The sequence below is a fragment of the Roseateles sp. FW301-B2 genome (assembly GCF_058788955.1).
The window spans coordinates 71,052-86,130 of the sequence record NZ_JBYTBE010000005.1 but is presented as its reverse complement, the minus strand read 5'-3'; the positions used below and the strand labels follow the sequence as shown (position 1 = coordinate 86,130).

Here is a 15,079-nt window from a genome sequence, read left to right as displayed (position 1 = left end):
GCAAGCATGGCTGGCGCGCCGACCCATTTGGAGTGCCCGCCATGAAGCTCATCGACCCCATCCTGGCTGACGCGCCGGCCATCGTCAAACTGCGACGAGACATCCATGCCCATCCCGAACTCTGCTTCAAGGAAGAGCGCACCTCGGACCTGATCGCCGACACGCTTACCGCGTGGGGCATCCCGGTGCATCGCGGCCTGGGCAAGACCGGCGTGGTGGGCATCGTCAAGAACGGCACGAGCACGCGCGCCGTGGGCCTGCGCGCCGACATCGACGCCCTGCCCATGACCGAGCACAACCAGTTCGAGCATGCCAGCGTCTACCACGGCAAGATGCACGCCTGCGGCCATGACGGCCATACCGCGATGCTGCTGGCCGCCGCCAAGCACCTGGCCACCCATCGCAATTTCGACGGCACCGTCTACCTGGTGTTTCAGCCCGCCGAGGAAGGCGGCGGCGGTGCGCGCGAGATGATCAAGGACGGCCTGTTCGAGAAGTTCCCGATGGAGGCCATGTTCGGCGCGCACAACTGGCCGGGCATGGCGGCCGGCCAGTTCGCCATCAAGTCGGGCCCGGTGTTCGCCTCCAGCAACGAGTTCAAGATCACCATCCGCGGCAAGGGCGGCCATGGCGCGATGCCGCACCTGGGCGTGGACCCAGTGCCGGTGGCCTGCCAGATGGTGCAGGGCTTCCAGACCATCATCACGCGCAACAAGCGGCCCATCGATGCGGGCGTGATCTCGGTGACCATGATCCATGCCGGCGAGGCCACCAATGTGATCCCCGACAGCTGCGAGATCCAGGGCACGGTGCGCACCTTCACGCTGGAGGTGCTGGACCTGATCGAGCAGCGCATGCAGCAGGTGGCGCGCGCCATCGGCGAAGCCTTCGAGACCCAGGTGGAGTTCGAGTTCAGGCGCAACTACCCGCCCACCATCAACCACCCCAAGGAAACTGCCTTCGCGCGCGGCGTGCTGGAAGACCTGGTGGGCGCGGAGAATGTGCAGGAGTTCGAGCCCACCATGGGCGCCGAGGACTTCAGCTACTACCTGCTGGAAAAGCCCGGCTGCTATTTCCTGATCGGCAACGGCGACGGCAAGCACCGCATCGGCGGCCATGGCCTGGGCCCCTGCATGCTGCACAACCCCAGCTACGACTTCAATGACGAGCTGATCCCGCTGGGCGGCAGCCTGTGGGTGCGCATGGCCGAGGCCTGGCTCAACAACCCGAGGCCATGAGCGCCGCCGCCCGCTCTTCTTCCTCGTGCTTCGCGCAGAGCTACGCCGAGGCGCGCGACAAGTTCCTGGCCGCCGTCGACGCCGCGGGGCTGGACAACGAGGCCCATCTGCACCCGCTGCTGGGCCGCGATGGCGAACGCCTGGCGATGGACGTGGTGCTGCAGGGCCCGGCCGACGCAGCCGGCCTGCTGATCATCAGCAGCGCCTGCCATGGCGTGGAGGGCTTTTGCGGCTCCGGCGTGCAAGTGGCCCTGCTGCAGGACGATGGCTGGCGCGCCGCGGTGGCGGCCAGCGGGCTGGCGGTGCTCTACATCCATGCGCTCAACCCGCATGGCTTCTCCTGGTGGCGCCGCGTCACCCAGGAGGGCGTGGACCTGAACCGCAATTTCCACGATTTCCACGCGCCACTGCCGGCCAACCCCGGCTATGACGAGCTGGCCGGCTTCCTGGTGCCGCCGCATTGGCCGCCCACCGCCGAGGACGAGCGCCATCTGAGGGCCTATGCCGAGCGCCACGGCGAGCGCGCCCTGCAGGCCGCCATCACCGGCGGCCAGTACGCGCATGAGCTGGGCCTGTTCTATGGCGGCCGCGCGCCCACCTGGAGCCACCAGACCCTGCGCCATGTGCTGCAGGCCCATGGCCAGCGCTGCGCGCGCCTGGCCTGGATCGACCTGCACACCGGCTTGGGCCCCAGCGGCCATGGCGAGCGCATCTTTGCCGGCCACGATGACCCGGCCGCCTTGGCGCGCGCGCGCGCCTGGTGGGGCCCCGAGGTCACCGCCATCACCGAGGGCAGCTCCAGCTCGGCGCCGCTGCAGGGCCTGATGTGGAATGCCGCCCTCGAGGAATGCCCGCAGGCCAGCTACACCGGCATCGCGCTGGAATACGGCACCCTGCCGCTGGAGGCGATGATCTTGGCGCTGCGCGCCGATCATTGGCTGGAGGCCCATCCGGAGGCCGCGCCGGCCCAGGCGCAGGCCATCAAGCGCCAGATCCGCGACGCCTTCTATGTCGACGAGGAGGGTTGGAAGGCCAGCATCCTCGCCCAGGCCTTCGATGCCGCACACCAGGCCCTGCAAGGGCTGGCCAACACCTCGGCCCTGCAAGGCCGCAGCAAGACATGACCCCAGACGAACTCCAGACCATCCAGCAAGAGACCCAGTACTGGCTGGAGAAGGCCGTGATCGGCCTCAACCTCTGCCCCTTCGCCAAGAGCGTGCATGTCAACCAGCGGCTGCGCTATGTGGTGAGCGAGGCGGCCACGCCCGAAGAGCTGCTCAAGGAGCTGGCGCGCGAACTGCTGGCGCTGCGCCGCGCCGATCCGGACGAGATCGAGACCACGCTGCTGATCCACCCCAAGGTGCTGACCGACTTCCTGGACTTCAACGACTTCCTGGGTGCCGCGGACGCGCTGGTGGAAGACCTGGAGCTGGACGGCGAACTGCAGATCGCCAGCTTCCATCCCGACTACCAGTTCGCCGGCACCGCGCCCGAGGACATCAGCAACTACAGCAACCGCTCGCCCTACCCGACCCTGCACCTCTTGCGCGAGAGCAGCATCGAGCGCGCCGTCGCCACCATGGCCGACACCGACGCGATCTACGAGGCCAACCTCGAGACCCTCGACAAGCTCGGCATCGAGGGCTGGAAGGCGCTCGGACTGAAGACCCGGGAGTGATGTCCTGATTTGATCGATGCCGGTCCGCAAGCGGCGCGACGGCCGGGCCCGCGCCGGGCACAGTGGAGACCTCTTCAACACGAACCGAGGCCCACCCCATGAAAACCGCATTGCTCGTCATCGACGTCCAGGAATCCTTCCGCCTGCGCCCCTACTGGAGCGAGCAGGATCTGCCCGACTTCCTCGCCCGCAGCAATGCGCTGATCGCGGGCGCCGAGCAACTCGGCCTGCCCATCGTGCGGGTGTTCCACAGCGAGGGCCCGGAAACGCCGGACAACCCCTTCTCGAAGGCATCGGGCCAGGTGCGTCCGCTGGCCGGCCTGCGCGACTATGCGCCCGCCTTCGAGGTGGTGAAGCAGCGCCACAGCGCCCTGGCCGGCACCGGCCTGGGCATCTGGCTGCGCCAGCAGGGCATCCAGCGCCTCATCGTCAGCGGCATCCGCACCGAGCAATGCTGCGAGACCACCACCCGCAACGCCAGCGACGAGGGCTGGCTGGTGGACTACGTGACCGAGGCCACGCTGACCTTTGCCATGCGCCACGCCAGCGGTGTCACGCTCTCGCCCGCCGAACTCAAGCTGCGCACCGAGACCGTGCTGCAGGACCGCTTCGCGCAGGTCTGCACGGTCGAGCAGGCGCTCGATCGGGCCGCCACCGCAAGGCTGTGAGCGCGCCCTTGGGGCGATACTCGGGCCATGTCTCAAATTGATGTCGTGATGCTGGTCGAGCCGCGCTCGCTGCTGCTGGACCTGGCCGGGCCGGCGGAAGCCTTCCGGCTCGCCAACCAGGCCCTGCAGCGGCGCGGCGAGGCGCCCGCCTTCCGGCTGCGCTTTGTCGCGGCGCAGCCGAGCTGCAGCAGCTCGGTGGGCCTGCAGCTGGGCGGCCTGGCCCCCCTGCCCGACACGCTGCCGCCCGATGCCTGGCTGATGCTGGTGGGCTGCCGCCATGCCCAGCCCGGCGAAGCGCCCCCCGGCAGCGCCGAGCTGGCCGACCAGCTGCGCACCCAGAACTGGCTGCATGCGCGCGGCCAGGCCTTGCTGAGCCGCCCCGCGGGCCGGCTGCTGAGCATCTGCTCGGGCGCCCTGCTGGCGGCGCGTGCGGGGCTGCTGGAGGGGCGCCGCTGCACCACCCATCACGAGCTGCTGGACGAGCTGCGCCGCCAGGCGCCGCGCAGCGAGGTGGTGGACAACCGCGTCTTCGTGATCGACGGCCAGGTGGCCTGCAGCGCCGGCATCACCGCCGGCATCGACCTCTGCCTGCACCTGATCGCCCAGCATTGCGGCGACGCCATCGGTGCCGCGGTGGCCCAGACCATGGTGGTCTATCTGCGCCGCAGCCCGCTGGACCCCGAGCTCTCGCCGCTGCTGGCGCACCGCAACCATCTGCACCCGGCCCTGCACCGCACCCAGGACGCCGTCTGCGCCGATCCGGCGCGCGACTGGAGCCTGGAGCGCATGGCCGAGGTGGCCCATGTGACCCCGCGCCACCTGAGCCGGCTGTTCGCGGCCCACACCCACACCACGCCGCTGGCCTATCTGCAGGCGATCCGCATGGAACGCGCCCGGCGCGCCCAGGCGCGCGGCGCCTCGCTGCAGCAGGCGGCGCTGGAGGCCGGCTTCAGCTCCGACCAGCAGTTGCGGCGCACCCGCCGTAAGCTCGAATTGCGCTAACACAGAAGCCACTAACCTGTGGCAAGCGGAGTTCATGCACATCTGTTAACTTGCTCGCCCAGAACAACGAGACCTGCCCGAGGAGCACCGAGTGAACAATTGGCTGCAGCGCCTGGAAGCGCTAGACCCCGACCGACTGCAAGCCATGCGTCGCGGCGTGGAGAAGGAAAGCCTGCGTGCCAATGCCGACGGCTCGCTGGCCCTGACCCCGCACCCCGCGGCGCTGGGCTCTGCGCTCAAGCACCCGCACATCACCACCGACTTCAGCGAATCGCAGCTGGAGCTGATCACCGGCGTGCATGCCTCGGCCGAGCAATGCCTGGCCGAGCTGACGGAGATCCACCAGGCGGTGGTGCACAGCCTGGGCGGCGAGATGATGTGGGCGTCCAGCATGCCCTGTTACCTGCCGGCCGACGAGACCATCCCGATCGGCAACTACGGCTCCTCCAATATCGGCCGCGCCAAGAGCGTCTACCGCATGGGCCTGGGCCATCGCTATGGCCGGCGCATGCAGACGATCTCGGGCATCCATTACAACTGGTCGATGCCGGGCATCTCGAGCGAGCAGTATTTCGACCTGATCCGCAACTTCCGCCGCCACAGCTTCCTGCTGCTGGTGCTGTTCGGCGCCTCGCCGGCGCTGTGTTCGAGCTTTGTCGAGGGCCGGCCGCACGAGCTGCAGGAAATGGGCGCGGGCACGCTCTACCAGCCCCATGCCACCTCGCTGCGCATGGGCCGGCTGGGCTACCAGAGCGACGCGCAATCGCAGCTGGCCGTCAGCTACAACAGCCTGGAGGGCTATGCGCACTCGCTGCAGGGCGCGCTGACCCAGGCCTATCCGGCCTACGAGGCGATCGGCGTGCGCAACCCGGGCGGTGAGTACAACCAGCTCTCCACCAGCCTGCTGCAGATCGAGAACGAGTTCTACGGCACCATCCGCCCCAAGCGCGTCATCCAGAGCGGCGAGCGCCCCCTGCATGCGCTGCGCGAGCGCGGTGTCGAGTATGTGGAAGTGCGCTGCATGGACCTCGACCCCTTCGAGCCGGTCGGCATCAACGCCGACACCATGCGCTTCATCGACATCTTCCTCCTGCACTGTCTGCTGGCCGACAGCCCGCCCGACACCCCCGCGGAGATCGCCGCGCTGGCCCGCAACCAGCAGCGCGTGGCCCATGCCGGCCGCGAACCCGGCCAGGCGCTGGAGCGTGGCGGCGAGCGCATCACGGTGCAGGCCTGGGGCCAGGAACTGCTGGAGGCCTTCGGCCCCATCGCCGCCAAGCTCGACCAGGCCCTGGGCGGCGAGGCCTACCGCGGCGCGCTCGACCGCGCCCGCGCCAGCTTCAGCGATTTCGACAGCCTGCCCTCGGCGCGCGTGCTGCAAAGCATCCGCAGCGAGCATGAGTGCTCGCATGTGAGCTTTGTGCGCGAGCACTCGCTGCACATCAAGGCCGGCCTGCTGGCCCTGCCCATCAGCCAGCAACGCCTGGCCGACTATGCGCGCGTGGCAGAAGCCTCGCGCGCCGAGCAACAGGCGCTCGAGCGCGCCGAGCACGAGCCCTTCGAGGCCTTCCGGCAGCGCTATCTGGCCTCGGATCAATTGCTGGCCTGAAGCGCCCGGCTTCGGGGCCGGTTCAGGGCTGCGTCCTGGCAGCAAGCCAGTCGAGATCGGCGGGGCCCAGCGCGCCGGCGCTGAGTTGCGCCAACAGCGCGCCCATGAACTGGCGTTTGGCGCCCAGCGCCGGGTCCTGCTCGGCCCAGCGCCGTAGCCGCGAGGCATAGCCGGGCGTCATCATCCAGCCGAACACCTCGGCCTTGTCCTCCTCGGGGCCGTAAAGCGCATAGGCGCTGACCATGCCGGCCTGCGGATGTCCGAGGTTGGAGAACGCCTTGCCATAGGCGGTGCTCCCGCCCGCGCCGTAACGGATGCCGGCCGGGTTGAGCGCCAGCCATTGCGGATCGCGGTAGTAGTAGTCCTTGAACAGCCGCGCCTCGATCAAATGGTAAAGCTCGTGATGCACGCGCGCCTCGATGCCGGCCGCGCAAGCGCCCAGCGGCCCACCGATGTCGGCATAGGCCACGCTGTCGCGCTGCGCCGCCGGCATGGCGCGGCGCAGCTGCGCGCCGACGCGCAGGTTCTTGACGAACTCCAGCCGCCGCAGCTGGATGCGCGCCAGCAGCGCGGGCGGATAGCGCTCATAGGCCGGCAGCACCACCGCCAGCAGGCCGCGCAGGCGCTCGCGATCCTCGGCGCCATCATCGAAGGGCTCGCCCTCGGGGGCCTGCCAGGCCGCTTCCAACCCCAGCACCGCCAGGCGCGCGGATGCCATGGCGCGCAGCTGCGCCAGCGGCGTGCCGGGCATGCCGAAGGCGGCGTAATGCATGCCCACCGGGCATTCGGCGCTCATGCTGTCATGCGCGCCGGAGTTCTCCATGCCGGCACAGCCGGCCAGGGTGAGCGCACAGAGCGCGGCGGCCAGCTTGCGAAAGCTGCTGAGGGTCATCGTTTGACAGGCTCCGTATGCGCGTGCAGCCATGCCAGCGCGGCGCCCTCGAGCAGCGGGCCGAGCCGCCGCCGCACGGTGGCATGGTAGTTATCGAGCCAGGCAAGCTCGTCGGCATGCAGCAGCGAGGTCTCCAGGCATTGCGTATCGAAGGGGCACAGGCTGAGCGTTTCGAAGGCGAGGAACTCGCCGAACTCGGTGCTGCCGGCCGGCACGCACAGCACCAGGTTTTCGAGCCGGATGCCCCACTGGCCCTGGCGATAGAGCCCGGGTTCGACGCTGATCACCATGCCGGGCAGCAAGGCCGTCTCGGGCTGCGGCAGCGCCTGCGAGAACAGCTGCGGGCCCTCGTGGACGTTGAGGTAATGGCCCACGCCATGGCCCGTGCCATGGCCGTAGTCCAGGCCCTCGGCCCACAGGGGCAGGCGCGCCACGGCATCCAGCATGGGTGCCAGGGTGCCGCGCGGAAAGCGTACCCGCGACAGCGCAATCATGCCCTTCAGCACCAGTGTGTAGTCGCGTTGCTGCGCTGGGCTTGGCGGGCCGCCCAGCGGCCAGACGCGCGTGATGTCGGTGGTGCCGCCGAGGTAATGCCCGCCGGAGTCGATCAGCAACAGGCCGCGCCCCGTCAGTGGCAGAGCCTGGGCCGGCGTCGGCACGTAATGCGGCATGGCCGCATGCGGGCCGAAGCCGGCGATGGTGTCAAAGCTCGGCCCCCGAAAGCCCGGACGGCGCGCCCGGCATGCGCTGACGCGGGCATGGAGATCCAGTTCGCTGACTGCGCCCGCGGCCAGCGCCGGGCCCAGCTCGGCATAGAACTCGCACAGCGCCACGCCGTCCTGCACCATGGCGGCGCGCAACTGCTCGGCCTGTGCGGGCTCGCGCGGGCTCTTCATCAGCTGCAGCGGATTCGAGGCGTGAAGCTGTTGCACCCCGGCGCTCAGCCGCTCGATCAGGGCCAGGCTGACACGTGCCGGGTCCAGCAGCAGCTGCGTACCCGGCGCCAGCGCGGCCAGCGCGCCACCGATGGCCGCGTAGTCTTGAAGTTCGATGCCCTCGCTCGCCAGCTGCCGGCGCAGCGCCGCCGGCAGGCGCTGCGCCCCCACGAAGAGCCTGCAGCCATCGCCGTCGACCAGCAGGTGCGCGAGAAACACCGGATTGAAGGGCACGTCGGTGCCGCGCAGATTGAGCAGCCAGGCAATCTCGTCCAGCGCGGAGCTCAGGTGGCAGTGCGCGCCCAGCGCGGCCATGCGTTGCCGCAGCGCCGCGAGCTTGTCGGCGCGCGCGGCGCCGGCTTCGGGCAGTGGGTGCTCATGCAGCGGCGTGCTCGGCAGCGCCGGCCGCTCGGCCCACACCGCATCCAGCAGATCCTGCTGCCAGTGCAGCGTCATGCCCGCCTTGGCAAGCCCCTGCCACAGCTGCCGCGCCGCTGCCAGCGCCAGCACCTCGCCGTCGACGGCGACCGCGGCGCCGGCGGGCAGCTGCGCCAGCAACCAGTCCAGCACCGCGGCATCGGTGGCGCGCGGGTTCGCGGTCGGCACGACCTCGATGCCCGTGCCGGCAAGCTCGGCGCCGGCCTGCAACGCATAGCGGCCATCGACCAGCAAGGCGGCGCGCTCCATGGCCACCAGCAGATGGCCGACCGAGCCGGTGAAACCGCTGGCCCAGGCCCGGCCACGCCAGCGCTCGGGCAGGTATTCCGACTGGTGCGGGTCGGACGACGGGATCCACAGCGCGGCCAGGCCGCGCGCCTGCAGATGAGTGCGCAGGCACGCGAGCCGCGCCCGGTAGACGGATGCACTGCTCACCATGCTCACCAGAACTTGTACTTCGCGCCGAGCTGGAAGTAGCGGCCGAGCTGGTTGTGATAGGCCGGGTTGAAGCCCTGCAGATAGGCGATGCGGTCGGCGTCGAAGGGCGCGGCCTGGTCATCAATATTGCGCACCGAGAGGCTCAGCTCCAGATCCTTGAAGCCGCGGTAGGCCAGATAGGCATCGGCGGTCAGCCAGGCCTTGATGCGGCAGTACTCGGGATGCGGCACGGTCTGGCTGGCATAGCCGCAGCTCACGGTGGCATCGGCGGCCTGCGCGTAGGCGCCGCTGTAATTCCAGCTGACATGGGCCTGCCAGGGGCCGCGGCTCCAGCCCAGCCCGAAGTGCATGCGCTCCTTGGGCTTGAGGTAGTAGCCGGCCGTGTCGCTCAGCTCGGCGCCGGGCGCATTGGCCTGCTCGTACCTGGACAGCTTGTTGTAGGTGCCGTTCAGCGTGACGCGGCCGAGCGCGTCTGGCATGTCGAACTGCAGGCGAGCGTCGATGTCGACGCCACGCACATGGGTTTCGGCCAGATTGGTCGCCGTCAGGAAGATCTGGTCGATCTGGCCGGACGCCGCGCCGCGCACGACCTTGCCCGGAAACTCGTTCTCATGCGCCAGCAGGTAGCTGGTGCTCATGGACGCCACCTCGCCCTTGCGCTTGATGTCATAGGCATCGACCGCCAGGCTGACATCGCGGCTGGGCTGAAACACGAAGCCCAGCGAACGGCTGGTCGAGGTTTCGGCGCGCAGGTCGCCCGCATTGCCGTAGACACCGACCACATAGCGATCGCAGTTGGGGTTATTGGTGTCAAACGTGGCGCAGAGCTTGGGGTCCTGCACCTTGACGTAGTAGGTCTGCGTGCCCATGTGCTGCTCGGGCAGGGTGGGCGCGCGGAAGCCCTCGGCATGGGTGCCGCGCAGCAGCAGCTGCGGCAGCGCCTGCCACTTGATGCCCAGCTTGGGCGTGTTAGAACGGCCGAAGTCGCTGTTGTCGTCCATGCGCGTAGCCAGCGAGAGCTCCAGGCCCTTCAGCAGCGGCGCGGCCGCCTCGGCATAGACGGCGGTGACGCGGCGCGAGCCCGCCGCCCCCTGGACATTCCACAGCGAGATCGCGCCGGACGAGAGCAGTTCATCGGGCACGGATTCGACCTTCTCGCGCCGGTACTCCGCGCCGACCGAGACCCCCAGCTTGCCCCCGGGCAAGGCCCAGAGCTCGCGACTGGCGCGGATGTCGAGCGAATCGGTGGCGGTCCTGCCGGTGCTGCGCATCTGCGGGTACAGGCGCGCCATCAGCCCGGGGTCATTGGCCGCGGCGTTGCCGAGGATGAAGCCGGGGCGCACCTTGCCGTTGGCGTCCAGCACCTCGTTGAGGAAGACGGCATCCTGCAAAAAGCCGCGCAGCCCGGTGTCGGTCCGGGCGCGCGAGAGCATCAGCGCCGATTCCAGATCCCAACCGGCCAGCTCGCCACGCACGCCAACGGTATAGCGCTGGTTCAGCGTTGCGCTGTCCATGGTGCTGGCGACGTCGTTGAACAGATAGCGCACGCCCACCTCGGCATTGCTCAGGGGGTTCTGCGGATGCCCGGCCGGGAGGATCAGGTAGGACACTTGCGCGCCCGGCGCGTTGCCATACTGGCCGAGCTTGTCCACCTGGTTGTAGGTGTAGTAGCCATAGGAGTCGGTGCCGTAGCTGAAGCTGCGGGTGTTGTAGCGGCTGCGCGTCAGGGCGGCATCGGCGAACAGCTCGAAGCCCGCGGGCAGGGCCAGCACGCCCGCGCCATAGACGCTGTCGGTCTGCCAGCCGGCCACCAGATTGACCGCCGCGGTGTTGTCGTTCAGGCAGCGGCCATTGAGCGTCGCCGTCGTGTTGCTGGCCGGCACGCAAGGCGCGTCCAGGCCGGTGAGCGGGCCGATGAAGTTGGCGGCGCTGCTGTTGTAGTAGCCCGAACTTGGCGTCAACCGGTAGACATTGCGGTAGTAGCTGGAGCGCCGATCGGACAGGTCGAAGCGGCGGAAGTCGGCATCCCTGGTGCGCTCGCGGTCCGCGGCGCGCACCGGATCCTGCGCACGGTGCGAGAGTGTGAGGAAGACGTTGTAGCCATCCTGCTGCAGGGCGCCCTGCCCGTAGGTCAGCGAGGCGTTGTTGCTGGCGCCATCGCTGCGGCTCGACCGTCCATAGCCGGCACTGCCCACCAGGCCCTCGAAGCCCTTGCGCAAGATGATGTTGACCACGCCGCCGATCGCGTCGGCGCCATAGATCGCGGAGGCCCCATCCAGCAGCGTTTCGATGCGCTCGACCGCATCGACGGGAATCGAGTTGGTATCGACGAAGGAGGCGGTGCCGAAACCGAAGGGGGCGACGCGGCGGCCGTTGATCAGCACCAGCGTGGAGCCGACGCCCAGGCCGCGCAGCGAGATGCCCGCGCTGCCAAAGGTGGCGTCCACCGGGCCGTCGGTCGCGATGCCGCCGGTGTTGCCGGCCGGGATGTCGCGCAGCACGTCGGACACCGAGAGCGCGCCCGAGCGGGCGATGTCGTCGCGGCTGATGACCTGGATCGCGGAGGCCGTCTCGGCCTCCAGGCGCTTGATGCGCGAGCCCGTCACTTCGACACGTTCCAGGGTCTGTGCCTCGCCCTGCGCGAGCAGGGGCAGGCTGAGGCTGCCCGCGCAGGCCATGGCAAGGGCGCGAACAATCGGGCGGATTTTGGGCATAGTTTGGCTCGTCATGGATGGGGGGGCAGCGCCCGACATGGCCGGGGCGTGGCAGGGTCACACGGGTCGAGTGACAGCGTGCGGCCGGGAAAGGCAAGGCCTGTAGACCTCCCACCCTGGCGTGCTGCGCTTGCGGCGCGATTCTGGTAGTGGGCCGGCGACGGCGCGCCTCAAATCCTGCGCGACTTGCACAAGCCTGCTGCCGGAGCGCCGGCAGCAAGGGAAAGCCCCAAGCTCAGCCTTGCGCCCGATGCAACTGGCGGTAGCGCGCCGGCGGCATGCCATAGCGCCGCGCAAAGGCGCGCGAGAAATGGCTGGCGTTGCTGAACCCCAGATCCAAGGCGATGTCGACCATGCGGTCGCCGCTGCGGGTCAGCGCCTCGCAGGCGCGCTCCAAGCGCAGCTTCAGCGCGTACTGATGCGGCGGCAGCCCGGCGGCCGCGTGAAATTCGCGTGAGAAGTGCGACTCGCTCATCGCGCACAGCGCGGCCATCTCCGCGATGGGGATCTCGCGGCTCACGTTGTCGGCGATGAGGGCCAGCACGCGCCGCAGCCTGGCGCCGCTCAAACCGTTTCTGCCCGCCCCAGCGGCGCCGGCGCCGGCATGCCGCTCGAGCAGATAGCACAGCAGCGCAGTCGCGACGCCGTCGCAATAGCGGGGCGCCAGCGCTCCCGCGGACATTTCGGCGTCGAGCATCTTCCAGACCAGGTCCAGTACCTGCCGATCCGACACATAGGCGGTGCTGCTCAGGCCGTAACCTTCCGGCAAGCCCGCTTCCTGGCGCAGCCGGTCGACGGTCTGGACCGGAACAAAGAGATTGACGATGTCGCAGCCACTCAGCTGCCGCCAACTGCTGGGCGCCCCAGGCGCGCAGATGCGAAATCGGTTGGCGCCGATGACGCCGCCCCAGATGGGCCGCTCGCCGGTCCAGATCTGCGACTCCAGCGGCTCGAGCATGACGGCGATCCGGTAGCAGCCCGGGTGGGGCGAGACCGCCTGCACGCTGGTATCCGGCTGCCGGCGCGACCAGCGCGCCAGCGAAATGCCCGTGCCCGGCAAGGGCCCCACACAGGCGTCCAGCGGACCGGTCACGCCACTGCGGCGGAACCAATCCTGCAATGCTGCAGCGCTGTCGATGGTGGGGTAGCTCATATATCAGGGGTGGAAGGAAGGCACCGCGCCGAAATGGCGATCCTAGCCTCCCGCCACCCCGGGCTCTTGAAAGCCGCGCAAGCACCCATATAATCCTCCTGCTAGCACTCATACACCCCGAGTGCTAACAGCCCCGGGAACCCAGGTTTGCGGGGCTCAAGCATGTGAAAAGGTGTTGCTCACCTTGACGCAGCACCTGCCATTCAAGCACCAAGACACTCTGAAGGAGATGTGATGAAACTGCGTCCTCTGCACGATCGCGTGATCGTTAAGCGCCTGGAACAAGAAACCAAGACCGCTTCGGGCATCGTCATCCCCGACGCCGCCGCCGAGAAGCCCGATCAGGGCGAAGTGCTGGCCGTGGGTCCTGGCAAGCGCAATGACAAGGGCGACTTCATTGCCCTGAACGTGGCCGTGGGCGACCGCGTGCTGTTCGGCAAGTATTCGGGCCAGGCCGTCAAGGTCGACGGCGACGAACTGCTGGTGATGCGCGAAGAAGATCTGTTTGCCGTGGTTCAGAAGTAAGCCTTCTGCGACCCGCAAGATCTGACCCCAATTAAGAATCCGGAGAAATACACATGGCAGCAAAAGACGTGATCTTTGGCGGCGAGGCACGTGCCCGCATGGTTGAAGGCGTGAACATCCTGGCCAACGCGGTCAAGGTGACCCTGGGCCCCAAGGGCCGCAACGTGGTGCTGGAGCGCTCGTTCGGCGCCCCCACCGTGACCAAGGACGGCGTGTCCGTGGCCAAGGAAATCGAGCTGAAGGACAAGCTCCAGAACATGGGCGCGCAGATGGTCAAGGAAGTGGCTTCCAAGACCAGCGACAACGCCGGTGACGGCACCACCACCGCCACCGTGCTGGCCCAGGCCATCGTGCGCGAAGGCATGAAGTACGTGGCCGCCGGCATGAACCCGATGGACCTGAAGCGCGGCATCGACAAGGCCGTGACCGCCCTGGTCGCCCAGCTGAAGGCGGCCTCCAAGGCCACCACCACCTCCAAGGAAATCGCTCAGGTTGGCACCATCTCCGCCAACAGCGATGCCGACGTCGGCCAGATCATCGCCTCGGCGATGGACAAGGTGGGCAAGGAAGGCGTGATCACCGTTGAAGACGGCAAGAGCCTGAACAACGAGTTGGACGTGGTCGAAGGCATGCAGTTCGACCGCGGCTACCTGTCGCCCTACTTCATCAACAACCCCGAGAAGCAAGCCGCGCTGCTGGACAACCCCTTCGTCCTGCTGTTCGACAAGAAGATCTCGAACATCCGCGACCTGCTGCCCACGCTGGAGCAAGTGGCCAAGGCCGGCCGTCCGCTGCTGATCATCGCTGAGGAAGTCGAAGGCGAAGCGCTGGCGACCCTGGTGGTCAACACCATCCGCGGCATCCTGAAGGTCGTGGCCGTGAAGGCGCCTGGCTTCGGCGACCGCCGCAAGGCCATGCTGGAAGACATCGCCATCCTGACCGGCGGCAAGGTCATCGCCGAAGAAGTCGGCCTGACCCTGGAGAAGGTCACGCTGGCCGACCTGGGCCAAGCCAAGCGCGTCGAAGTGGGCAAGGAAAACACCACCATCATCGATGGCGCCGGTGCTGCTGCCGACATCGAAGCCCGCGTCAAGCAAGTGCGCATCCAGATCGAAGAAGCCACCAGCGACTACGACCGTGAAAAGCTGCAAGAACGCGTGGCCAAGCTGGCCGGCGGTGTTGCCGTGATCAAGGTCGGCGCTGCCACCGAAGTCGAAATGAAGGAAAAGAAGGCACGCGTGGAAGACGCGCTGCACGCCACCCGCGCTGCCGTTGAAGAAGGCATCGTGGCTGGTGGTGGCGTGGCCCTGCTGCGCGCCAAGCAAGCTGCTGGCGAGATCAAGGGCGACAACGCCGATCAAGACGCCGGCATCAAGCTGGTGCTGAAGGCCATCGAAGCCCCGCTGCGCGAGATCGTCTACAACGCCGGTGGCGAAGCCTCCGTAGTCGTGAACGCCGTGCTGGCCGGCAAGGGCAACTACGGCTTCAATGCCGCCAACGACACCTATGGCGACATGATCGAAATGGGCATCCTGGACCCGACCAAGGTGACCCGCACCGCGCTGCAGAACGCTGCTTCGGTCGCTTCGCTGATGCTGACCACCGAGTGCATGGTGGCCGAGTCCCCCAAGGACGAAGCTCCGGCCGGCGGCATGCCTGGTGGCATGGGCGGCATGGGTGGCATGGGCATGGACATGTAATCTCGGGAAACCGAGACTTTTGACGCGTGATCCGTCACGCTCAAACAAAGGGGGCCGCAACAGCGGCCCCCTTTTTCATGCTTGGCGCC

Annotated in this window: 12 protein-coding genes; 8 read left to right on the top strand and 4 right to left on the bottom strand. The window is 68.2% G+C overall.

Going from position 1 to position 15,079, the window contains the following annotated elements; genetic code table 11:
* The first annotated feature begins 41 nt into the window (after positions 1–41).
* From AC3WQY_RS05475 to gshA, 6 genes are all read left to right on the top strand, one after another.
* Positions 42–1,238, top strand: coding sequence for a M20 aminoacylase family protein (locus tag AC3WQY_RS05475; RefSeq protein WP_492706470.1), 1,197 nt, complete (start codon positions 42–44; stop codon positions 1,236–1,238).
* Positions 1,235–2,362: a M14 family metallopeptidase gene (locus AC3WQY_RS05470; protein WP_285233577.1), complete on the top strand. Its 1,128-nt coding sequence runs from the start codon at positions 1,235–1,237 to the stop codon at positions 2,360–2,362. Before AC3WQY_RS05475 ends, AC3WQY_RS05470 begins: the two co-directional genes overlap by 4 nt.
* Positions 2,359–2,916 carry a DUF1415 domain-containing protein gene (locus tag AC3WQY_RS05465; RefSeq protein WP_285233578.1) on the top strand — a complete coding sequence of 186 codons (558 nt, stop codon included), beginning with the start codon at positions 2,359–2,361 and terminating at the stop codon, positions 2,914–2,916. The genes AC3WQY_RS05470 and AC3WQY_RS05465 overlap by 4 nt, the downstream gene beginning before the upstream one ends.
* A gap of 98 nt (positions 2,917–3,014) precedes the next feature.
* Positions 3,015–3,584, top strand: coding sequence for an isochorismatase family protein (locus tag AC3WQY_RS05460; protein WP_492706465.1), 570 nt, complete (start codon positions 3,015–3,017; stop codon positions 3,582–3,584).
* Positions 3,585–3,611: 27 nt separating this feature from the next.
* On the top strand, positions 3,612–4,586 hold the full coding sequence (locus tag AC3WQY_RS05455) for a GlxA family transcriptional regulator (RefSeq protein ID WP_492706461.1): 975 nt from the start codon (positions 3,612–3,614) through the stop codon (positions 4,584–4,586).
* 145 nt (positions 4,587–4,731) lie between these two features.
* Positions 4,732–6,195: a glutamate--cysteine ligase gene (gene gshA, locus AC3WQY_RS05450; RefSeq protein WP_492706629.1), complete on the top strand. Its 1,464-nt coding sequence runs from the start codon at positions 4,732–4,734 to the stop codon at positions 6,193–6,195.
* A 22-nt stretch (positions 6,196–6,217) separates the two neighbouring features.
* On the opposite strand, the gene AC3WQY_RS05445 is transcribed toward gshA, so the two are convergent.
* The 4 genes from AC3WQY_RS05445 to AC3WQY_RS05430 form a co-directional block, all read right to left on the bottom strand.
* Positions 6,218–7,087: a hypothetical protein gene (locus tag AC3WQY_RS05445; RefSeq protein WP_492706459.1), complete on the bottom strand. Its 870-nt coding sequence runs from the start codon at positions 7,085–7,087 to the stop codon at positions 6,218–6,220.
* Positions 7,084–8,898 (bottom strand): M24 family metallopeptidase, encoded by a 1,815-nt coding sequence (locus AC3WQY_RS05440; protein ID WP_492706456.1) that lies wholly within the window; start codon positions 8,896–8,898, stop codon positions 7,084–7,086. The genes AC3WQY_RS05445 and AC3WQY_RS05440 overlap by 4 nt, the downstream gene beginning before the upstream one ends.
* A 2-nt stretch (positions 8,899–8,900) precedes the next feature.
* Positions 8,901–11,627: a TonB-dependent receptor plug domain-containing protein gene (locus tag AC3WQY_RS05435; protein WP_492706454.1), complete on the bottom strand. Its 2,727-nt coding sequence runs from the start codon at positions 11,625–11,627 to the stop codon at positions 8,901–8,903.
* 220 nt (positions 11,628–11,847) lie between these two features.
* Positions 11,848–12,765, bottom strand: coding sequence for a helix-turn-helix domain-containing protein (locus AC3WQY_RS05430; protein ID WP_492706452.1), 918 nt, complete (start codon positions 12,763–12,765; stop codon positions 11,848–11,850).
* A gap of 234 nt (positions 12,766–12,999) precedes the next feature.
* Here AC3WQY_RS05430 and AC3WQY_RS05425 point away from each other — a divergent pair, with 234 nt between their 5' ends.
* Both AC3WQY_RS05425 and groL read left to right on the top strand, forming a co-directional pair.
* Positions 13,000–13,290, top strand: coding sequence for a co-chaperone GroES (locus tag AC3WQY_RS05425; RefSeq protein ID WP_285233585.1), 291 nt, complete (start codon positions 13,000–13,002; stop codon positions 13,288–13,290).
* A 53-nt stretch (positions 13,291–13,343) separates the two neighbouring features.
* Positions 13,344–14,990, top strand: coding sequence for a chaperonin GroEL (gene groL, locus AC3WQY_RS05420; RefSeq protein ID WP_285233586.1), 1,647 nt, complete (start codon positions 13,344–13,346; stop codon positions 14,988–14,990).
* The last annotated feature ends 89 nt before the right edge of the window (positions 14,991–15,079 follow it).